Source organism: Arcobacter caeni, assembly GCF_003063245.1.
In the GTDB taxonomy this organism is placed as follows: Bacteria; Campylobacterota; Campylobacteria; order Campylobacterales; family Arcobacteraceae; genus Aliarcobacter; species Aliarcobacter caeni.
This window is the reverse complement of the sequence record NZ_MUXE01000006.1, coordinates 53,154-73,892: the sequence shown is the minus strand read 5'-3', so window position 1 is coordinate 73,892 and position 20,739 is coordinate 53,154. Positions and strand designations below refer to the sequence as shown.

Below are 20,739 nucleotides of genomic sequence, written 5' to 3'. Positions count from 1 at the left end.
AATGGGTATCGAAGATATTGATTTAGGTGAAGACTTTGATTTTGAGCAAATGCTTAATGAGTCTTTCGAGAATGCAGAAAATAACTCTGTAGTTGATGGTGTAATTGTTGAAATTAATAGTGAAAGAGTTTTAGTTGATGTTGGTCAAAAAATCGAAGGTCAATTAAACATTTCAGAAATTACAATTGGTGGTGAAGTTAAATACAAAGTTGGTGACACAATTCCTGTTATGTTAATGGGAAGCAGAGGTGAAAGACCAAGTATTTCACATAAAAAAGTTTTACAAAAAGAAAAGTTTGATGCTTTTGTAAAAACTCATGGTGAAAATATAGAAGATGTAACTATTGAAGGTAAAATCGTTTCTGTTAAACAAAGAGGTGGTTTTATAATTGAAGATATTGATGGTTGTGAATATTTCATGCCTATGGCACAATCTTATTTAAAAGCTATCGGAGCAATTGGAAAAACTGTTAAAGCAAAAGTTATTAAAGTAAATAAAGAACAAAATTCAATTATTGTTTCAAGAAAAAAATTAATTGAAGAATCAAAAGCTGTAAAAGATAATAAAGTAACTGAAATTTTAGACAATAAAGAACCAGTTATTGGAACTATCAAAAAAATTACTTCTTATGGAATGTTTGTAGATTTAGGTGGAATTGATGGTTTAGTAAACTACAATGAAATCTCGTACAAAGGTCCTGTAAATCCTGCAAATTATTACAACGAAGGTGATGAAGTTTCTGTTGTAGTTTTATCTTATGACAAAATAAAACAACATTTATCATTATCTATCAAAGCTGCACTTTCTAATCCTTGGGAAGAAATCAAAGATGAATTAGAAGTTGGAGATACTATTACAGTTACAGTTTCTAATTTCGAATCTTATGGTGCATTTGTTGATTTAGGAAATGATATTGAAGGTTTATTACATATTTCAGAAATTTCATGGAATAAAAACTTAAAAAATCCAAAAGAACTTTTAACAATTGGTGAAGAAATCAATGTTGAAGTTATTGAATTAAATATCGCACAAAAAAGATTAAGAGTTTCTTTAAAAAATCTTCAAGAAAAACCTTTCGCAAAATTCACAAATGAACATAAAATTGGTGATGTAATTAAAGGTAAAATTGCTACATTAACTGATTTTGGTGCATTTGTTAGTATCGGAGATGTTGATGGTTTATTACATAACGAAGAAGCTTCATGGGAACCAAATGCAAAATGTAAAACACTTTATAAAAAAGGTGATGAAGTTGAAGTTAGAATTATTAAAATAGATAAAGAAAAAGAAAATATTTCATTATCAATTAAAGAAATTGCTGATTCTCCTGCTAAAAAATTCCAAGATGCCTATAAAATCGGAGATATTGTAAAAGGGATTGTTAAAGATGCAAAAGAATTTGGTATCTTTATAAAACTTGAAAATAATCTTGATGGTTTAATTAGAAATGAAGATTTTGGTCCATTAAAAGCTGATGAAGTAAAAAATGGTGATGAAATTGAAGCTGTTGTTGTAAATATTGACACTAAAAAAAATAGAGTTAGATTATCTGTTAGAAGATTAGAGCAACAATTAGAAAGAGAAGTTTTAAAATCTGTAAATGATGACTCATCTATGACTTTAGGTGACATTATAAAAGATCAAATGAAATAATAGGATTTATTTAGATGAGTAAACATACAATTGTAGTTTGTGACCATATACATGAAGCTGGGTTACAAATTCTTCAAAATACTGAAGATGTAAATTATATATATGCAGCAGATGTAAATAAAACAGAATTATTAAATATTATCAAAGATGCGCATGTTGCAATTACTAGATCATCAACTGATGTTGATGAAAAGTTTTTAAATGCAGCTGTTAATTTAAAAGCAATTATTAGAGCTGGTGTTGGTTATGATAATGTTGATATTGAGGGTTGTAGCAAAAGAGGGATAATCGCAATGAATGTTCCAACTGCAAACACAATAGCAGCAGTTGAATTAACTATGACTCACATGTTATCTTGTATGAGAAAATTTCCTTATGCTCATAATCAGTTAAAAATTGATAGAGTTTGGAAAAGAGAAGATTGGTATGGAAATGAACTTTATGGTAAAAAACTAGGTGTTATTGGTTTTGGAAATATTGGTCATAGAGTTGCACTTAGAGCTAAATCATTTGAAATGGAAGTAATTACTTACGATCCATATATTCCTTCAACTAAAGCAACTGATTTAGGTATAAAATACACAACTAATTTTGACGATATTTTATCTTGTGATATTATTACAATTCATACGCCAAAAAATAAAGAAACAATCAATATGATTGGTTTTGAAGAAATTGCAAAAATGAAAGATGGTGTAGTTTTAATTAACTGCGCAAGAGGTGGATTATACAATGAAGATGCATTGGTAGAAAACTTAAAATCTGGAAAAATTGCAATGGCTGGAATTGATGTATTTATCAAAGAACCTGCAACTAATCATCCTTTATTAGATTTACCAAATGTAACTGTGACTGCTCACTTAGGAGCAAATACAAAAGAGTCACAAAGAGAAATCTCTGTTCAAGCTGCAAATAATGCTATTGAATCAGCTCGTGGAATTGCATATCCAAATGCATTAAATCTTCCAATTGATGAAAGTAAAATTCCATCATTTGTAAAACCATATATTGAATTAACACAAAAAATGGCATTTTTAATTGCACAATTAAGTAAAAGCGAAATTAGATCAATTAATATCTCAGCTGAGGGTCAAGTTTCTGAATATCTTGATTCTTTACAAACTTTCGCTACTGTTGGTGTATTATCTGTATCTTCAGGAGATGAAGTTAACTATGTAAATGCTAACTTTATTGCAAAAGAAAAAGGTATAGAATTAACTACATCTGGATTATCTAATCATAGTGGCTACCAAAATAAAGTTTCTATTAAAATCACTACACCAACTGGTGTAAAAACAATTTCAGGAACTGTATTTAATGAAGATGTACAAAGAGTTGTTGAAATTAATGGATTCTCATTAGATATTGAACCAAAAGGTAAAATGATTGTTATGAGAAACAATGATGTACCAGGTGTGATTGGTGAAGTTGGAAAAATCTTAGGCAATAATAATATTAATATTGCTGACTTTAGACTTTCAAGAGGAAAAGATGGTGCTTTAGCTGTTATTCTTGTTGATGAAAAAGTTAATTCTGATATATTAAAAAAACTAGATAATTTAGAAGCTGCAATTGCAGTTGCATACGCAGAAATATAAGGAGAAACTATGGCAATTGGTATGAGCGAATTAAAAAAAGGATTAAAAATTGAAGTAGATGGTATTCCTTATAAAATTACAGAATATCAACATGTAAAACCTGGTAAAGGTGCTGCATTTGTTAGATGTAAAATCAAATCATTTTTAAATGGAAAACTAATTGAAAAAACTTTCCATGCAGGTGATAAGTGTGAAGTTCCAAATTTACAACAAAAACAAATGCAATTTTTATATGATGATGGTGAATTATTACAATTTATGGATAACACAACTTATGAACAAGAGGGTTTAACTTATGATCAAGTTGGAGAAGCTTTTGATTGGATTATTGATGGAATGACTTGTGATATGATGTATTACAATGGAAAAGCTATCACAGTTGAGCCTCCAATGGTTGTTGAATTAAAAATTGTAGAAACACCACCAAACTATAAAGGTGATTCTCAAGGTGGCAGAAAACCTGCTACTTTAGAATCAGGTGCTGTTGTACAAATTCCTTTTCATATTCTTGAAGGTGACATTATTAAATGTGACACAAGAACTGGTGAATATTTAGAAAAAGTAAAATAGTAGCTTTGCTACTATTTTACTTTCTTATTTTCTTTTTAAAAAAACTATCTTATCCTCTCCAATATAATTTTCATGCATTATTTCAAAATCCATATTTATTTCATTTGAAGCGTTGTCACCGTTCTTGATTTTTGGGCTAATAATTAATATAATAAAATCAATTCTTTGCTTTAACTTTTCAAGTAAATTATAAGTTCCTTCTATCATAACAAATTTATAATCAAGCAATTTAAATAAATCATCTGAAATTATTACTTTTCTGTTTGCTGTTTTAAATAATGGAATATTTTTATCAAAGATTTTATTTTTACTGTATATAAATATATCAGGATTATTTCCTTGAATATATCTTGTATCTAAAGTTGGTTTATCAATTCTAATTGTATTTCCACCAATTACTAATAAATCTATTTTATCTCTTAATGCATGAACATAAGCTAATCCTCTATTTGAAGAGATTTTTCCATTAGTTGCCCCATTTAATGTTTGAGCGATTTTAAAAAATATAGATGTTTTATTTTGCCATGAAAGAAATGGTAATATCAGGTTATTTCCTTCATTTTCAAGTACACCTACTGTTATCTTTATATTTTCATTTAAAAGGGTTTCTATGCCACCTGAAGCTATATTATTTGTATCTTTAACACTTATAATTACTCTTTTAGGTTTTAGCTCTTTTAAAAGGTTTGCGCAAGCAGGTGTTTTGCCAATATGATTACATGGTTCTAATGTTACATAAATTTCACAATCATTAAAAAAATTATTATGATTTTTTATTAAAAAATCATGTATATCCTCTGAATTTTGTTTTGTTTTTAGTACAGAATTTGGGTTATAATTTAAAAATGCAGCTTTTAGTGCATTAACTTCAGCATGAGCTTGTCCTGCTTCTTTATGGGCTTCTATTGCTAAAAGCTTTCCATCTTTAACAATTACACAACCAACAGCTGGATTTGGATAAGTTAAAAGTTGATATTTCCAAGCTTCATCAATTGCTAATTTCATATAAAAGTTATCATCTATTTTCATTTTAATTCACTTTTCTGATTTTTTAAAGAAGTTAATATATATAAAGTAGTTTTAATTAGTGTTAAAATTAATAGAGAGTTCTCTCTATTAATTATTATTTTACCATTCGAAGTATGTAGCTGCTGCTAAAATCGAATCATAAGTAATTTCATCATCACCAAATTCTGTTTTAACAACTATTTTTTCATTATCAGCAGAAATTAATTCACCTTTAAATATTTCCATTGCAAAGTTTTTAATTTTAACTTTTTCACCAACAGAACCTAAAAAATGATCTTTTTTTCTAAGTTTTCTTTCAATTCCAGGTGAACTTACTTCTAAAATATATTCTCCACCCATTGGTTCATCTACATCCAAAATAGGTGAAATCATTCTTGAAATTTCTGCACACTTATCTAAACTAATTCCATTTTCAGCTGTAACTAAAACCCTGAAAATATTTCTATCATGTTCTTTTGTACTTACGATGTCATAAAGATTAGCACCTAAACTTTCAACTGCTAATTTAATTGATTCTTCTAAACTCATTCTTCTTCACTTTTTGGTTTTCTTATTTTAGCAAATAATGCTTCAATATTTTTTGATTTTTCTAAAGATGTATCATTTAGAAAAGTAAAGTTTGGACATTTATACCAACCTGTACTTGCTAATATATGTGTCTTTAATCTTCCATTTGCCTTATTTAATAAAGCAATAATTTCTCTTATTTCAACCTTGTCATAATCAGTAGCATCAAAATAAACTATTGCATCATATTTACCATTTTTGCAATTAACTGCTGTAATTGCTAAAGAGTTAATTCTACTATCAACTAAATTTGATAGTGCTTCAGGAATTAACTCCATAAGTAGAGATTCTGTTCTTTGTAAATTAATACTTTTCATTATCTTTTATCTACTGAAACTTTCTCTTCAATTTGAATAAATGTCTCAATAAAATCGCCTGGTTTAATATCATTAAATTTTTCAAACATAATACCACACTCATAACCGTTAGCAACTTCTTTAGCATCATCTTTAAATCTTTTTAATGATGAAATTTTACCTGTATATGTAACAATACCATCTCTAATAATTCTTGCATGTCCACCACGGATAACTTTACCATCTGTTACTAAACATCCAGCCACTGTTCCTACTTTTGGAACAACGAATGTATCTCTAACTTCTGCTTGACCAGTATTTTCTTCTCTAATAACAGCACTCATCATTCCAGATAAAGTATCTTTAATATCATCAATTAAATCATAAATAATTGAATATGTATTAATAGTAATTCCATCAGCTTTTGCTTTTGATTTAACAGAACCTGTAGGTCTTACATTAAATCCTAAAATAATACAACCATCAGATGCACCAGCTAAAACTAAATCTGATTCAGTTATTCCACCAACAGCTGCATGAATTACTTTTACTTTTACTTCATCATTTGCAATTTGTTCTAATGAACCTTTAATTGCTTCTAAAGAACCACCAACATCCGTTTTAATGATAACAGGAAGAGCTTTTATTTTACCCTCTGCAATTAATCCACTCATTTCTTCTAATGAAACTTTTGTCGATTTTGACAACTCTTTAGCTCGTGCATGTTCAGCTCTAGTTGTTGCAATATCTCTAGCTTCTTTATCTGTATCCATAACAACCATAACAGTACCAGTAATTGGAACTTCATTTAATCCTAAAACTGTTCCTGTTTCTGAAAGCCCAAGTTCTTTAACTGGATTCCCATTATCATCAGTAATTGCTTTTACTCTACCAAAAGTAGTATCACAAACAATATTATCACCAATTTTTAGTGTTCCATTTTGAACAATAATAGTGGCAACTGGACCTCTACCTTTTTCTAGTGAAGATTCTATAACAGCAGCTTTTGCTTTTACTGTTGGATCAGCTTTTAGTTCTAATAACTCTGCTTGAATTAAAATATTTTCTAATAATTCATCAATTCCAGTACCTTTTAGAGCTGAAACACCTATGAATTCTGTATTTCCACCCCAATCGATTGGAGTTAGTCCTCTTTCAGCCATTTGTGCTTTTACCATATCTGGATTAGCAGTTTCTTTATCCATTTTATTAATTGCCACAATAATTGGGCAACCACTTGCTTTTGCATGTGAAATAACTTCTTCTGTTTGAGGCTTAACACCATCATCAGCTGCAACAACAATAATAACAATATCAGTAATTGCAGTTCCTCTTGATCTCATAGCAGAGAAAGCAGCATGTCCTGGAGTATCCACAAATGTGATTTTTTGTCCATTTTTTTCTACTGTGTAAGATGAAATATGTTGAGTAATTCCACCTGCTTCACCTGAAGCTATTTTAGAAGATCTAATTCTATCTAATAGTGAAGTTTTACCATGGTCAACATGTCCCATAATTGTAACAACAGGAGGTCTTGTAACTAAATTATCATCATCTGTTTCTTCATCATGATATTCACCAACATAATTTACATCTTCCAATGCATCTCTAACTGTTACTTCAATACCAAATTCTTCACCTAAAATTTCTAACTCATCTTGTTTTAAGAAATCGTTTTTAGTAACCATCATTCCTAAAGAAAATAGAACAGTTATAACTTCAGCTGTTGATTTACCACAAGCTTCTGCAAATTCATAAACTCTAATATCTTCAGGAATTGCAACTTCTGTTATTTCAATAACTTCTTGAGTTCTAGCTATTCTTTTTTTTCTTTTCCCTCTTTTTAAACCTTGAGGTGAATTTCCAAAAGCAGCTGGTCTTGAACTTCTTGATTGTTTAGCAGGATTTTGAGGTTTTGGCTCATCAAAGATTTTAAGATTATCGTTTAATCCCATATCTAATAAAACAACTTCTTCTCCAAGTAAAGAATCATCAGAACTAACAAAATCATCAGTATAAGCTCTATCTACATCAAGTCTTTTTCCATGATCTTGAGCTTTTACTATAATTTTCTTTTTCTCTTTTTTAATTCTATTTCTTCTTTGTTCTTCACTTAAATTGTAATTATTGCTATTTGATTTATCATCTTCTTCATTTACACCTAAAATTTCACTCAATGATTTCATTTTCTTTTTGTTTTGAAGATCAGAATCATATGATTTTACAACAACTTCTTCCTCTTTAGGTTTATTCTTTTTAACAATAACTAAACCTCTTCTTTTAGGTACAATTTTACTTGCATTATCAGGATTAACTTCAGGTTTATCAAATTCTTCTTGAGCAGATTTTAAAGCAGGTTTTGAAATAGGTTTTGAAATTATAACTTTTTTTAACTCTGGTTTTTTTGTAGCTTCAGGCTCATTTTTTTCAATAACTTCAACTTTTTCTAATTCAATTTTAGTCTCTTTTACTTCTTCAGCAATTTCTTGCGTCTTGTCTTCAATAACTTTTTTTGCTTTAGATGCTGGTTTACTTGGTAATTTTGAACTGTTTCCAGTCATGATATATTTTGTAATTTCTTCAGCATCTTCATATGATACTGCACTTTGGGGTGATTTTAGTTCTATTCCTAAATCTTTAGCTTTTGCAATAACATCTTGGCTACTTGCTCCCGCTTCTTCTGCAATTTCATAAACTCTTACTTTATCTGACATCTGTTAGCATCTCCTTAAGTTGTGTGACATACTTATCTTTATTTTTACACTCTTTACAAAGTGATTTTTCGATTCTTTTATAATCTTTTCCACTTATATCTGCTTGTAATAGCTTTTCGCATTCACAACAGATATAAAAACTTCTACCAAAATTATTGTAAAACAATAACTTTTTTTCTTCACATTTTAGTCTTAATAACTCTTTTTGTTCAAATTTGCCTCGGCAAACAACGCAAGTTCTTAAGATATTTTTTAAACTAGGCAAATATTATACCTAAAATATACTTAATATCAAAGATTTTCAAATTTCAACTCTTACACCACTATTATCAAAATCAGCAACAAATACTTTAAAATGAGGAAATTTAAGCTTTAAGGCTTTTTCTAAATTTTTACTATCATCAGCATAACTCATTGAAAAAAGAGTTGATCCAGAACCTGATAATGTACTCATTAAAGCACCTTCTTTTAATGAAGTTTTTTGAACATCAAAAAGTTCTGGCATTTGTTTCATTCTATATTTTTGATGAACTTGATCATATGAAGCATGCTTCAACATTTCCCAATCTTCAGCCATAAATGCAGCTGTTAATAACGATGAATGTGAAATATTAAAAACTGTATCTTCTTTTGAATATTTAAAAGGTAGAGTTTTTCTTGAAAGTTGAGTTGAAATTGCTCTATTTGGCACAACTACAACAGCTTTTAAACTTTTTGGTATTTCTTTTCTTATATATCTTACTTCATTTTCTTGAACACAAGCCACATTAAATCCACCCATAACAGCAGGTGTAATATTATCAGGATGACTTTCATAAGCTAAAGCCAAATTTAATAATTTATCTTTTTCAAGTTTAATTCCCTCAATCGCATAAGCACTTGCAATTGCTGAAACTATAACAGCAGATGAACTTCCTAAACCTCTTGATAATGGAATTTCATTTTGAAATTCAAATCTAAAATGTCTTTTTTTGTACGATAAATTATGATAAAAATCATTAAATATTGAAATAAACATATTGTTATCTTTTAAAGCAGGATTATTAGCACCCTCACCTTTTAGAGAAACACTATGAAATTTTGATGGTCTTATGATTACTTGGTTTTTCATTGAGATTGCTAGACCTAAGCAGTCAAAACCTGGGCCTAAATTTGCACTAGTAGCGGGAACGCTTACTTTCATCCATTTCCTTCTTAAACTTTAAACAGCTGGTAAATTATATATTGGCAGTGTTTCTTCGTTAAAATTATATTTTTCTATACACATTGGTAATTTAAAGTCGTGGATTATACACTCTTTTTCTAAAAAATCCACTTTAACTTCATTTTCATTTCTTATAAAGTATTTTTTTCCAAGAGCTTTTATTGGTGAGTTTTGGTTAAATTCAAAGCCCTCACAAGCTTCTAACTTAATATTTTTTATTATGCTTATTGTTTTCAAAAATATATAAGCTATTTTTATAGCCATAAATGAGCCTGGTGAATTTACATAAATTATTTTATCAATATTATAATCTTTAAGAAGTTGTTCAAATAAACTTGGTAATAAATCAGATGTTTTACCATCTAATTTATGTTCTTTTATTAATTTCTTATTTTCATAAATTCCAATTAATAATGGATTTGAAATAGTAATTACTAAAACTTCAATCAATTTTTACCTTAGTTATCAGCATTCGCATAAGCCATTTCAAATACAACAGCTTCACTACTTGCTTCTTCTAAATCAATTATTTCATAATTTTCAGCACTCTCAAAAAGTTTTTTCGTAAGTAAATGATTTAAATGATGACTTCCAGCAATTGCATCATATTCTCCAACCATTGTATATTCTAAAAGTGCCATATCACCAATTGCATCTAAGATTTTATGTCTTACAAACTCATCATCAAATCTTAAACCCTCAGGATTTAAAACTTTTGTTTGATCAAGAACAATAGCATTTTCCATACTTCCACCTTGAGCTAATCCAATACTTCTTAAATATTGAACTTCATGTAAAAAACCGAATGTTCTAGCACGACTAATATTTTCTTTATATTCTGAAATCGAATAATCAAAATGAAACTTTTGTTTTCCAATTGCTGGATGTTCAAAATCAATTTCAAAATCATAAACAATTCTATTTGATGGTTTTAAACAAACTCTTTTTCCATCAGGAGTTGTTACTTCAACCATTTTTTTGATTTTAATTGCTTTTTTTGATTTTTCTAATTCTTTGATTCCAGCTTCTTCAAGTAACATGCAATATCCAGCAGAACTTCCATCAAGAACAGGAACTTCATCATTATCAATTACTATTCTTAAATTATCAATTCCATAAGCATAAACAGCTGATAAAAGATGTTCAATTGTTGAAATCACCACTCCATCTTTTCCTATTACAGTTGCCATTTTTGTATCAACTACATACTCTTTTTTTAATGGAATTGTAACTCCTGCATCAACTCTGTAAAAAACAATTCCCATATCACTATCAAGTGGTTCAAGTTTCATTTTTACAGGAACTCCTTTATGAAGTCCAATCCCAACTATTTCAATAGATTTTGCTATTGTTCTTTGCTTCATTTAGTGCTTCCATTTATTATTTTTATAGAATCTTCTATTGTTTTTGTAACATTAGTTTTCATCCAAGTAAAATCAAGCCATTCATTAGGATTTACTTCTATTCCTTGAACTAACATACCAAAATGTAAATGATCTCCAAATACAGCTCCTGTTGCACCTGTATTTGCTATTTGTTGTCCAGCTTTTACTTCATCATTTAATTCAACATTTGCACTACTTGTATGTGCATAAAGACTCGCAATTCCTAGTCCATGATCTAAAATAATTGCATTTCCATAAATTCCTAAATAATCTTTAAATATTACTTTTCCATCATTAAATGTTTTAATTGGTGCTCTTTTAACACTTGCCCAGTCATTTCCTAAATGCCACTCTTCATCAATTTTTTGATCATTATAAAAATAACTTCTTCTTTCTCCAAAACCAGCAACTGTTGCTGCATTTTCTAATCTTAAAAAAGGTTTAATATCATATGAAGTAATTAAAGTATTAGAAAAATTCTTTTTCACAACTTCTTTAATAGTTTTAATATTTTTTTCTCTAAGTTCTTTATTAGATTTTACAAATATTTCAGGAGCATCATTTGGGATACTCATTTCACTTGTTTCTAAAACTTGTCTACTTACACTATTAATAAAATCATCAGATACCTTTATATCATCAGTTTTTTCTACAAAGTTTTTAATATAAAAAGGAACTTTTGTTACAGTTTTATTTCCAGCCATATCCACAGCCACCAAATTTACTCTTTTAAACTCTTTAGTTTGAACAGGCCAAGTTATAATAGATATATAAAAATTCTTTTTATAAAAAGGAAAAAGTTCAAAAACTTCTTCATCATTAAATGAAATATAATAATCTTTTAAATTCTCATCCGAAACTTCAACAACAATAACTCCAGCTCCACCTTGTCTTAATAAATAAGAATTTGAAATAACATTTGCAATTGGACTTTTTCTATCAATTATCAATTTAGAAGTTACAACTGTTTGATTTCCCTTAAAAAAATTCCATTTACTTGCATCATAAACATCAAATTTAAGCGTTCCTTCTTTTGGTTTATAACTTTCATCAAATGAAGGAGGTAATATTTCTAATTCTAGTGAACCTTTTTCATTTTTAACAACTTTTGTATCTAATGTAATTTGTTTTTGTCCATCATTAAAACTAATCATATATGATTTTATTTCATTATTATCTGTAATATTTATTTTTATTGGTTTTTGTAAGTTCCAGTAAATCTCTTTTTCAACTAATACTTTAGGAGCAACCCTTTCGAATGTAGGTGATAAAAATAAAAAGGCAACAATTGCCAAAACCAATACTAAAAGGATTATAAAAATCCCAAATGCTGTTCCGTTTTTACTTGTAAATTTCAAAAATTTCCTTTAATACTATTTCTTTTGCTTTTTCAACATCTGCTGTTTCTATTGTACAACCAGAAGCATTAAAATGACCACCGCCACCAAATTCTCCTGCAATTTTAGAAACATCTATTTGCCCTTTTGATCGTAATGATACCCTTGATACTCCATTTACTACTCTTATAAAAAATGCAATTCTTACAATTGCTATACTCATAATCATATCAAGGGCATCTTCACAATCTCTATTATGAGCGCCCGTTTGCTTAAACCACTCTTCGTAAGCAACTATTGAAGCTACTTCTCCATCTTTAAATAACTCTAAACTATCTAAAATTCTTGGAATAATTCTGTATTTTGCCAAAGAATCTCTTCGTAAAAGTTTATTTGCTATTTCAGAGGGACTTGCTCCACACTCCACTAAAAAATTTATTTTTTCAAATGTTTTTTCATCACATCTTCCCAAAGAAAATGCTAAAGTATCATCATAAATACCAACATAAAGTGCTGTCGCTGAATCTTTTGTAATATACAATCCATTATGTTTAAAAAATTCAAAAACCAATTCAGCAGTTGAACTTTTTTGTGAATCTACTATATTTACTGTTCCAAAATTATTATTTGATTTATGATGATCAAAATTTATTAGTGGAATTGTAGGATCAAGCTCAAACCCCAATCTTTTATAAGTTCCACAATCAACACTAATAGCTAAATCAAAAAACGCTGGTAACTGATCGCTAATTTTATCAAATCTTGGTATAAAATCAAGGTTTTGTGGTAAATCTGAACTTATATTAAAAACTTTATGTTTTATCTTATTTTCATGAAATAAATTAGATAGTGCCAAGGCAGACCCAATCGAATCAGGATCTGGATTTACATGAGTAATTATTAAAATATATCTACTTTTTTCAATAAGCTGTAAAGCTTTTGTATATTCAGACATATCTACTTTATTGCATGTTATAAAATCTTTTTTCAAATCAAACTCTAATCAAACTTCATAGAAAAATCAAGCCAAGTTGCTTGATGAATAATACTTCCACTACTAATAGCATCAACACCTGATAAAGCATAAGTTTTTATAGTATCAAGATTAATATTTCCACTAGCTTCTAATAAAATATGAGGATATTTTTCATTTCTAAAAGCTACAACTTTTTCGATTTGCTTAATATTCATATTATCGCACATTATAATATCTCCACCTGCATGCATAGCTTCTTTAACTTGCTCAAAAGTTTCACATTCAATTTCTATTTTTGTAACCCAAGAAATTCTTTTTCTAGCTTTTTTTACAAACTCTTCAAGATTATCTATTGTTCTTAAGTGAGTATCTTTTAACATCAAACAATCATCAAGTCCTAGTCTATGATTTATAGCTCCACCAACTCTAGAAGCATATTTTTCAAAATCTCTAAGTTGTGGTCTTGTTTTTCTAGTATCAAGCAAAACTACACCTGTTCCCTCAATTAGTTTTGCATATTTATTTGCCATAGTTGCAATTCCACTTGCGTGTTGTAGCATATTCAAAAAAGTTCTCTCTGATGAAAGTAAAATTGATGCTTTTCCTTCAAGTTCAGCAATAACATCACCTTTTTTTAATACATCACCATCATGTTTCAAAAATTTACAATCAAACTTTTCAGTTCTGGCTAATACTTTTGCATATTGAACACCAGCTAAAATTCCATCTGATTTACAAATCGCACGAGCTGTAAATCTTCCTTTTGGAGCAACATCAAAGAATAAATCTCCTCTTCCATTATCTTCAATAATGGCATTTTTAACAAATCTTTTAATATTTATCATACTTCAAACATCCTTTCAAGAGCAACTTTCGCCCACTTTGCTGTATCTTGTGAAACAACAATTTCACACTCTTTTGATATATTATTATCTTTTATAGATTTTAAAGTATTGTAAACATCTTGTAGTGTTGTTTCATTCATTGTTGGACATTCTGGTTTTGTTGAACTTAAAATATAAGTATTTTTATCTCTTAATCTATTTACCATATTAAACTCTGTTCCAACTGCAATTTTTTGCTCTGGCTTTAGATTTTTAATATAAGTAATCAATTGAGAAGTTGAACCAACAAAATCAGCCGCATCACAAACACTAGGATCACATTCAGGATGAACAGCTATCAAAATCTCTGGAAATTTTTGTCTATAAAACGCTATATCTTCTACAGAAAATTGTTGATGAACTGAACAAAAGCCGTTATAACAAATAACATCAGCTTCATTTAAATCACTTCCATCACCAACTATTGCAGATTTTAGATTTAAAGATTTTGCAAAATTTTGTCCCAAACATCTATCTGGAACAAAAAATATTTTTTTACCAGATTTCAAACCTTTTTCAATAATCTTATAAGCATTTGAAGAAGTACAAACCATTCCACCCATTTGTCCAACTTTTGCTTTAACAGCAGCACTTGAATTTATATAAGTTATTGGTAAAATATCATCGTTTGAAATTCCAGCTTCATTTATCTTTTTTAGATTCTCTTCAAAATATCCAACATCGATCATCCTAGCCATTGCACAACAGGCGATTTTTGGCATAAGAACTGTTTTTTCTGGACTCATAACTTTTACGCTCTCGCCCATAAAACCAACTCCACAAAATACAACATATTTTGAATCTGTAAGCATCACTTTTTTAGCAAGTTCCAATGAATCACCTGTAATATCAGCTAATTCAAATACTTCGTCCCTTTGGTAAAAGTGAGCAACTAATGTAACATCTAACTCTTTTTTTAATTTTAGTATTTCTTCTTTTAAATTCAAAATAAACCTTCAAATTTTTGTTAAATGTGAATATAACAAAACTTTAGTTATAATCTCATTTAATCACACACTTAAAACAAGGGTTATATATGGATTTTTTCACAAATATAAATATTTTATTTTTTCTAGCTGCCTATTTAGTGGGTTCTATTCCTTTTGGTTCAATCTTGGCAAAAACATTTGCAGGAGTTGATATTACAGCCTCTGGAAGTAAATCAATTGGAGCGACAAATGTTCTTCGAGTGGTAAAAGAAACCAATCCAAAACTAGCAAAAAAACTAGGAATTGCAACTGTTTTATTAGATGCATTAAAAGGTGCAGTTGTATTACTCGTAGCGATGTATTTTGAAGTTAGTCCATCTACACTTTGGGCTATTGCGATTTTAGCTGTTTTAGGACACTGTTATTCAATATATTTAGGACTTGAAGGTGGAAAAGGTGTTGCTACTGGACTTGGTGTTTATTTAGTGCTTATTCCAATTCCTACACTTATTGGTGCTGTTGTTTGGATAGTTTGTGCAAAAGTTTTAAAAATATCTTCATTATCTTCTCTTTTAGGACTTATCGCAGTTATTGTAAGTGCTAGTTTTTTAAATGACGGATTAAATGTAGGTTCAAATGTTCCTATGTATATTATTGCTTTTATCATTATATATAAACATATTCCAAATATCCTAAGAATCATAAAAGGTGAAGAGAAAAAAGTTATATGAAAATTGAAATTACTGATTTAACATTTAAATGTATAATAGGAATTTTAGACTTCGAACGAACAAAAAAACAAAAAGTTATAATAAATATCTCTTTTGAATACGACTTTTCAAAAGATTTATTTATAGACTACTCAGAAATATCTACACTTGTAAAAAAAACTATGAAAAAACAAAAGTTCTTACTTCTTGAAGATGCGATTTTATATTTTGAATCATTATTACAAAATAGTTACAAAATAAACAAGCTAAATATCAAAATATCAAAACCAAATATCTTAAAAGATTGTGTTGTTTCTTTGTCAAATTAGTAAAATAAAACTATTGACAAACAATTATTTTTTGTGTATAATTTTTCTAATTTGAACTAAACATTTAATTTTTCTTGTAAGAGTGACTACTTACTAGATAAATGTAGAGGGTAGGAATTTATTCCTACCCTTTTTTTATGTGGGTAGTGCTGGGTGGGAGCGTTTATTGAAAGGAAATTAAATGCAGTTCAAATTAGTAGTATTAATTTTAATACTTTTGGTCTTTGCTATCAAAATGTATTAATAAAAGGGGGAATTAGTCACTCCCCTGTTACTACTTCATAACTTTATTTCTACTATATAAACAAGACCAAAAAACTCTTAAATAGCAATAACACAGCAATAACAAAAGGTTAATTGAAAGTTAACTTAAATTAACAGTTAATTAACACCAAAAATCACATTTTAAGAAAACTTTAAAATTTAGTAATGTAGAATGGTCGCAACGGTATGTCGGAAAAGGTTTAAGACTATAAGTTTTAGATGAGTTCGCGCGCTCCGATAGACTGAAAATAGAATTTCGAAATTTTAGGAGAACAAATGAAAAAAATCGCAAAATTAAGTTTAGTAGCTGCTGTTGCAGTTATGGGATTAACTACTGCTAATGCTCAACCATTAGAAGAAGCAATCAAAAATGTAGAAGTAACAGGATCTGTAGTTTATAGATATAATGATAACTCTAATGATACAACAGCAGGATCATTATACAATGGTAAACTTGGTGCTGATAAAAAAGATTTATCTAAAGAATCTTCTGCAACTAATAATTATAAAGTTGCACTTGGTCTATCTTCAAAAGTAAATGATGATGTTAAATTTAACTCAAGATTTGTTGTTGGTGCGCCAACAAGTACTGGAACTGGTGATGCAGGTTTTGCTTCTCTAAATTCAAGTGAAAATGGAGACCAAAATGTTGGTACTGAGTTAACTAATGCTTACTTTGGTTATACAGGAATCAAAAATACAACTGTAAATGTTGGTAAACAAGGTTTAACAACTCCATGGACTGTTGCGGTAGATTCTGATGGAAATGAACAAACAGGAACTGGTATCCTAGCTCTTTCAACAGTAGGACCAGTTACTTTAGCTGCTGCATATTTCAATCAAACAAATTTAAATAATTCTTTAGATGCTAAACTAGGTGGATTTGCAAATGACACAAGTCCTGATGAAGATATTATTGATGCTGCTGTTGTTAAAGGTAATGTATTAGATGGTTCAGAAGATATCGCAACAATTGGTGCTATAGTTGTTGCTGGTCCAGTTACAATTGATGCATGGTATTTAGATGCTCAAGATAAATTTGATTCTTACACTGTTGGTGCGAAATCATCTCTGGATTTATCAGGAGTTAAATTAGGTATTGATGCAAGATATGCTTCTCTTTCTTTAGATAAATCTGTTGCTGTTGCTCTTAAAGATGTAATTAGTGCAAATGGTGTTGCAGAAGAAGATAACTCTATTGCAAAACTTGCTTTAACTGCAAAAGCAGGAATTTTTGATGCTAAAGTTGCGTATGCAATGACTGGTAAAGAAGGTGGGTTAACTGCATTAGATAATGATGCTACTACAACATTATTAGGTTGGTCTATTACATCTAATGGTAAAGCGGATGCTGATTACTGGCAAGTAGTTGCTGGTGTAGATATTTTATCTAACTTAAACTTATCAGCTAACTATGGAAATATTCAATATATTGCAGCTGCTAATTCAACTGTAGATGTTGAAGAAGAAGAAATTTATGCTCAATTAATGTATAAAATGAGTAAAAATTTAAACACTTATGTTAGATATGGAACATATACTAAAGAAGCTTCTGATAATACTAGTTCAGTTGATATCAATGATGATGTAAGAGGAAGATTACAAGTTGAATATACATTCTAATATTTTTAGAGTATAAAAACTTTTTTCTTAAAGGCTAGAGATTTTTTCTCTAGCCTTTTTTTATTTCTAAAATTAATTAAAAAGAATTTCTTGACATCAGAATATTTTTAAAGTACAATTTTATCGATTTAAAGATTTTTGGGAGTGATTACCCAAATGGACGCTGAAAAAAGGGGCTAAGGATTTTTCCTTATCCCCTTTTTTTATGGGTAGTGTTGGGTGGGAGCGTTAATAAAAGGTTAAGCAAATTATTTTTTGTTTTATCTTTTATACTATTTATACTTTAAATGGGATATACTTTTATAATATTTAAAATGGAGAATTTCTATGAAAACTCAAACAACAATTAGAGTTGATGAATCATCTTATAATAAAGCAAAAGAAATTCTAAATGATTTAGGATTAAATTATTCTCAAGCTATCAGTGTTTTTAATAAAATGATTATTTTAAATAATGGCTTACCTTTTGAAGTTAAAATTCAAAATAATAAAACAAAAAAAGCTTTAAAAGAGTTAGAAAATAAAGATGGTAAAACTTTCAAAAATATTGATGAATTATTTGACGATTTGGATAATTAATGTATCAAATCTTTAGAACCTCTTCTTTTAAAAAAGATTATAAAAAATTATCACAAAAAAATAAAGGTTTATTAATTAGAGTCGGTAAACACTCAGAATTATTTTAATAAAATCTTGTAAAATTTAAATATTTATTGCATACAAATCTAAACCATCTGAAATAAGTTTCAGATTCCTAAAAGTAACTATTACCTAAATTTAACCTTATTATGATAAAATCAACAAAATTAAAAAAAGGATTTTATCTTGAAAAAAGCGATTCTTTCAACTATATTATTATTAAGCTCAACTGCAATTCTTGCAGATACAACTATGTGTTTTAAAGAAAACCATAAATCTATGGCTACAATAGAAAATACAGCTCTTGATGGTGGACTTTGTAATGGAAAATTTACAGTAAATGACATGAAAGCAAAAGGTTGGAGCGTGGATGATATAAAAATCTCGCAAACAGCAACTGGTATGAGTTTTATTTATGTGTTAAAAACTGCCTCAACTGCAACTTCTTCATCATCAAATTTTATAGGAAATCAAGCTCAAATGGAAGCTAATATCATGGCTAAACTTGAAAAGAAAAAAGAAGTAGAAGAAAAAGCAAAAGTTGAACAAGAGATAAAAGAGAGTGCAACTATTGCAAAAGAACTTTATACAGCAAAATGTCAAACATGTCATGGTGTAAATGGCGAAAAAAGTGCTTATAATTCTTCACGACCTTTAAAAGATTTATCAGTTGAAGATATGCAAGAATCAATCAAAAACTATAAAGTTGGAAAAGCTGATTCTATGAATGCAAATATTATGGCATCTTATGCAAACTTTATAGATTATAAAGAAATCAAAGGTATTCATGCTTATTTACAAAGTATTAATAAGAAATAAATAAAAGAAGAGTTTTCACTCCTCTTTTATATTTTCTTACCATATAAAAACCTAATCACTCTTTATACAAACTTTAAGTATAATCACTTTTTTTAAAGGATTACACTAAATGGATGCATACGAATATTCAGAACTACTAAAACTTCTAAACACCAAACTTAATAACATAAAAGGTATTTTAAAACCTGATGATTTAAATCAAAGATTAGATGAAATCAAAGAAGAAGAATCAGCACAAGATTTTTGGAATAATATAGAAAATGCTACAAAAAGTGGTATTGAAAAAAATAGAATTTTAGGAAAACTAAATAAATTTAATAAAGCCAATGACTCATTAAAAGGTACAAATGAACTTTATGAAATGGCAAATGATGAAAAAGATGATGAGACTTTGGAAATGCTTTATGATGAAGCACCAGAACTTGATAAACTTATCAAATCAACTGAAATTTCTGTAATGCTAAGCCATCCCGATGATGTATCAAATGCAATAGTATCTATTCATCCAGGAGCTGGTGGAACTGAATCACAAGATTGGGCTTCAATGCTTTATAGAATGTATTTAAGATGGGCTGAAAGAAATGATTTTAAAATAGAACTTCTTGATTATCAAAATGGTGATGAAGCTGGAATCAAAGATGTTTCATTTATCATCAAAGGTGAAAATGCTTATGGTTATATGAAAGCTGAAAATGGAATTCATAGACTCGTAAGAATTTCACCTTTTGATTCAAATGCAAAAAGACACACATCTTTTTCATCTGTAATGGTGAGTCCTGAAGTTGATGATAATATTGCTATTGTAATTGAAGATAAAGATATTAGAATTGATACATATAGAGCAAGTGGTGCTGGTGGGCAACATGTTAATAAAACAGAATCAGCTATTAGAATTACGCATATTGCTACAAATATCGTAGTTCAATGCCAAAATGATAGATCTCAACATAAAAACAAAGCAAGTGCAATGAAAATGTTGAAATCAAGACTTTATGAGTTTGAACTTGAGAAACAACAAGCAACAAAAGATGGAGTAGAAAAAAGTGATAATGGTTGGGGACATCAAATTCGTTCTTATGTTTTACAACCATATCAACAAGTAAAAGATAGTAGAAGTAATATTGGATATTCAAATGTTGATGCTATTTTAGATGGAGATATAACAAAAATTATCGAAGATGTTTTAATTGCAACTGCTAAATAATTTAGTAG

General features: G+C 28.7%; 21 protein-coding genes. 9 read left to right on the top strand and 12 right to left on the bottom strand.

Features of this window, described 5'->3' with window-relative positions; translation table 11 throughout:
• Position 1: 1 nt before the first annotated feature.
• Genes B0174_RS05695 through efp form a run of 3 tightly spaced genes read left to right on the top strand, consistent with a single transcriptional unit; the run spans position 2 to position 3,822 of the window.
• A complete protein-coding gene (locus B0174_RS05695; protein ID WP_108558697.1) occupies positions 2–1,654 on the top strand; it encodes a 30S ribosomal protein S1 in 1,653 nt (550 codons plus the stop codon).
• A 14-nt stretch (positions 1,655–1,668) separates the two neighbouring features.
• Positions 1,669–3,252: a phosphoglycerate dehydrogenase gene (gene serA, locus B0174_RS05690; protein WP_108558696.1), complete on the top strand. Its 1,584-nt coding sequence runs from the start codon at positions 1,669–1,671 to the stop codon at positions 3,250–3,252.
• 9 nt (positions 3,253–3,261) lie between these two features.
• Positions 3,262–3,822 carry an elongation factor P gene (gene efp, locus B0174_RS05685; RefSeq protein ID WP_108558695.1) on the top strand — a complete coding sequence of 187 codons (561 nt, stop codon included), beginning with the start codon at positions 3,262–3,264 and terminating at the stop codon, positions 3,820–3,822.
• 24 nt (positions 3,823–3,846) lie between these two features.
• Here the strand turns inward: efp and ribD are convergent, their stop codons facing one another.
• The 12 genes from ribD to nadA form a co-directional block, all read right to left on the bottom strand.
• The gene (gene ribD, locus B0174_RS05680; protein WP_108558694.1) at positions 3,847–4,851 is read right to left on the bottom strand and encodes a bifunctional diaminohydroxyphosphoribosylaminopyrimidine deaminase/5-amino-6-(5-phosphoribosylamino)uracil reductase RibD; all 1,005 of its coding nucleotides are present in this window, start codon (positions 4,849–4,851) and stop codon (positions 3,847–3,849) included.
• A gap of 99 nt (positions 4,852–4,950) precedes the next feature.
• Positions 4,951–5,379: a ribosome maturation factor RimP gene (gene rimP, locus B0174_RS05675; protein ID WP_108558693.1), complete on the bottom strand. Its 429-nt coding sequence runs from the start codon at positions 5,377–5,379 to the stop codon at positions 4,951–4,953.
• The gene (rbfA, locus tag B0174_RS05670; RefSeq protein WP_108558692.1) at positions 5,376–5,735 is read right to left on the bottom strand and encodes a 30S ribosome-binding factor RbfA; all 360 of its coding nucleotides are present in this window, start codon (positions 5,733–5,735) and stop codon (positions 5,376–5,378) included. Before rbfA ends, rimP begins: the two co-directional genes overlap by 4 nt.
• Entirely contained in the window at positions 5,735–8,428 is a 2,694-nt protein-coding gene (gene infB / locus B0174_RS05665) for a translation initiation factor IF-2 (RefSeq protein ID WP_108558691.1), read from the bottom strand. The genes rbfA and infB overlap by 1 nt, the downstream gene beginning before the upstream one ends.
• Positions 8,418–8,693: a YlxR family protein gene (locus B0174_RS05660; RefSeq protein WP_108558690.1), complete on the bottom strand. Its 276-nt coding sequence runs from the start codon at positions 8,691–8,693 to the stop codon at positions 8,418–8,420. The genes infB and B0174_RS05660 overlap by 11 nt, the downstream gene beginning before the upstream one ends.
• Before the next feature lie 36 nt (positions 8,694–8,729).
• Positions 8,730–9,611, bottom strand: a complete 882-nt coding sequence (gene thrB, locus B0174_RS05655) for a homoserine kinase (protein ID WP_108558689.1) — start codon at positions 9,609–9,611, stop codon at positions 8,730–8,732.
• Between the two features lie 18 nt (positions 9,612–9,629).
• Positions 9,630–10,082, bottom strand: coding sequence for a hypothetical protein (locus tag B0174_RS05650; RefSeq protein WP_108558688.1), 453 nt, complete (start codon positions 10,080–10,082; stop codon positions 9,630–9,632).
• Between the two features lie 8 nt (positions 10,083–10,090).
• Positions 10,091–10,996: a UDP-3-O-acyl-N-acetylglucosamine deacetylase gene (gene lpxC / locus B0174_RS05645; RefSeq protein WP_108558687.1), complete on the bottom strand. Its 906-nt coding sequence runs from the start codon at positions 10,994–10,996 to the stop codon at positions 10,091–10,093.
• A complete protein-coding gene (locus B0174_RS05640; RefSeq protein ID WP_108558686.1) occupies positions 10,993–12,375 on the bottom strand; it encodes a M23 family metallopeptidase in 1,383 nt (460 codons plus the stop codon). The genes lpxC and B0174_RS05640 overlap by 4 nt, the downstream gene beginning before the upstream one ends.
• A complete protein-coding gene (locus B0174_RS05635) occupies positions 12,359–13,309 on the bottom strand; it encodes a DHH family phosphoesterase (protein ID WP_228156422.1) in 951 nt (316 codons plus the stop codon). The genes B0174_RS05640 and B0174_RS05635 overlap by 17 nt, the downstream gene beginning before the upstream one ends.
• A 44-nt stretch (positions 13,310–13,353) precedes the next feature.
• On the bottom strand, positions 13,354–14,175 hold the full coding sequence (gene nadC / locus B0174_RS05630; RefSeq protein ID WP_108558684.1) for a carboxylating nicotinate-nucleotide diphosphorylase: 822 nt from the start codon (positions 14,173–14,175) through the stop codon (positions 13,354–13,356).
• Positions 14,172–15,161 (bottom strand): quinolinate synthase NadA, encoded by a 990-nt coding sequence (gene nadA / locus B0174_RS05625; RefSeq protein WP_108558683.1) that lies wholly within the window; start codon positions 15,159–15,161, stop codon positions 14,172–14,174. Before nadA ends, nadC begins: the two co-directional genes overlap by 4 nt.
• Before the next feature lie 89 nt (positions 15,162–15,250).
• Here nadA and plsY point away from each other — a divergent pair, with 89 nt between their 5' ends.
• The 6 genes from plsY to prfB all read left to right on the top strand — a co-directional run bounded on the left by plsY (position 15,251) and on the right by prfB (position 20,731).
• A complete protein-coding gene (gene plsY, locus B0174_RS05620) occupies positions 15,251–15,874 on the top strand; it encodes a glycerol-3-phosphate 1-O-acyltransferase PlsY (protein WP_108558682.1) in 624 nt (207 codons plus the stop codon).
• Entirely contained in the window at positions 15,871–16,182 is a 312-nt protein-coding gene (locus B0174_RS05615) for a dihydroneopterin aldolase (RefSeq protein WP_108558681.1), read from the top strand. Before plsY ends, B0174_RS05615 begins: the two co-directional genes overlap by 4 nt.
• 540 nt (positions 16,183–16,722) lie before the next feature.
• Positions 16,723–18,069: a major outer membrane protein gene (locus B0174_RS05610; protein WP_108558680.1), complete on the top strand. Its 1,347-nt coding sequence runs from the start codon at positions 16,723–16,725 to the stop codon at positions 18,067–18,069.
• 327 nt (positions 18,070–18,396) lie between these two features.
• Positions 18,397–18,648, top strand: a complete 252-nt coding sequence (locus B0174_RS05605) for a type II toxin-antitoxin system RelB/DinJ family antitoxin (protein ID WP_108558679.1) — start codon at positions 18,397–18,399, stop codon at positions 18,646–18,648.
• A gap of 246 nt (positions 18,649–18,894) precedes the next feature.
• Positions 18,895–19,527 (top strand): c-type cytochrome, encoded by a 633-nt coding sequence (locus B0174_RS05600; RefSeq protein WP_228156421.1) that lies wholly within the window; start codon positions 18,895–18,897, stop codon positions 19,525–19,527.
• 109 nt (positions 19,528–19,636) lie between these two features.
• On the top strand, positions 19,637–20,731 hold the full coding sequence (gene prfB / locus B0174_RS05595; protein WP_108558678.1) for a peptide chain release factor 2: 1,095 nt from the start codon (positions 19,637–19,639) through the stop codon (positions 20,729–20,731).
• Positions 20,732–20,739: the final 8 nt, after the last annotated feature.

Coding starts and splice junctions, on each gene's coding strand:
- B0174_RS05695 (WP_108558697.1), top strand. CDS start 2: ATGGGTATCGAAGATATTGATTTAGGTGAAGACTTTGATTTTGAGCAA.
- serA (WP_108558696.1), top strand. CDS start 1,669: ATGAGTAAACATACAATTGTAGTTTGTGACCATATACATGAAGCTGGG.
- efp (WP_108558695.1), top strand. CDS start 3,262: ATGGCAATTGGTATGAGCGAATTAAAAAAAGGATTAAAAATTGAAGTA.
- ribD (WP_108558694.1), bottom strand. CDS start 4,851: ATGAAAATAGATGATAACTTTTATATGAAATTAGCAATTGATGAAGCT.
- rimP (WP_108558693.1), bottom strand. CDS start 5,379: ATGAGTTTAGAAGAATCAATTAAATTAGCAGTTGAAAGTTTAGGTGCT.
- rbfA (WP_108558692.1), bottom strand. CDS start 5,735: ATGAAAAGTATTAATTTACAAAGAACAGAATCTCTACTTATGGAGTTA.
- infB (WP_108558691.1), bottom strand. CDS start 8,428: ATGTCAGATAAAGTAAGAGTTTATGAAATTGCAGAAGAAGCGGGAGCA.
- thrB (WP_108558689.1), bottom strand. CDS start 9,611: ATGAAAGTAAGCGTTCCCGCTACTAGTGCAAATTTAGGCCCAGGTTTT.
- lpxC (WP_108558687.1), bottom strand. CDS start 10,996: ATGAAGCAAAGAACAATAGCAAAATCTATTGAAATAGTTGGGATTGGA.
- B0174_RS05635 (WP_228156422.1), bottom strand. CDS start 13,309: ATGTCTGAATATACAAAAGCTTTACAGCTTATTGAAAAAAGTAGATAT.
- nadC (WP_108558684.1), bottom strand. CDS start 14,175: ATGATAAATATTAAAAGATTTGTTAAAAATGCCATTATTGAAGATAAT.
- plsY (WP_108558682.1), top strand. CDS start 15,251: ATGGATTTTTTCACAAATATAAATATTTTATTTTTTCTAGCTGCCTAT.
- B0174_RS05615 (WP_108558681.1), top strand. CDS start 15,871: ATGAAAATTGAAATTACTGATTTAACATTTAAATGTATAATAGGAATT.
- B0174_RS05610 (WP_108558680.1), top strand. CDS start 16,723: ATGAAAAAAATCGCAAAATTAAGTTTAGTAGCTGCTGTTGCAGTTATG.
- B0174_RS05605 (WP_108558679.1), top strand. CDS start 18,397: ATGAAAACTCAAACAACAATTAGAGTTGATGAATCATCTTATAATAAA.
- prfB (WP_108558678.1), top strand. CDS start 19,637: ATGGATGCATACGAATATTCAGAACTACTAAAACTTCTAAACACCAAA.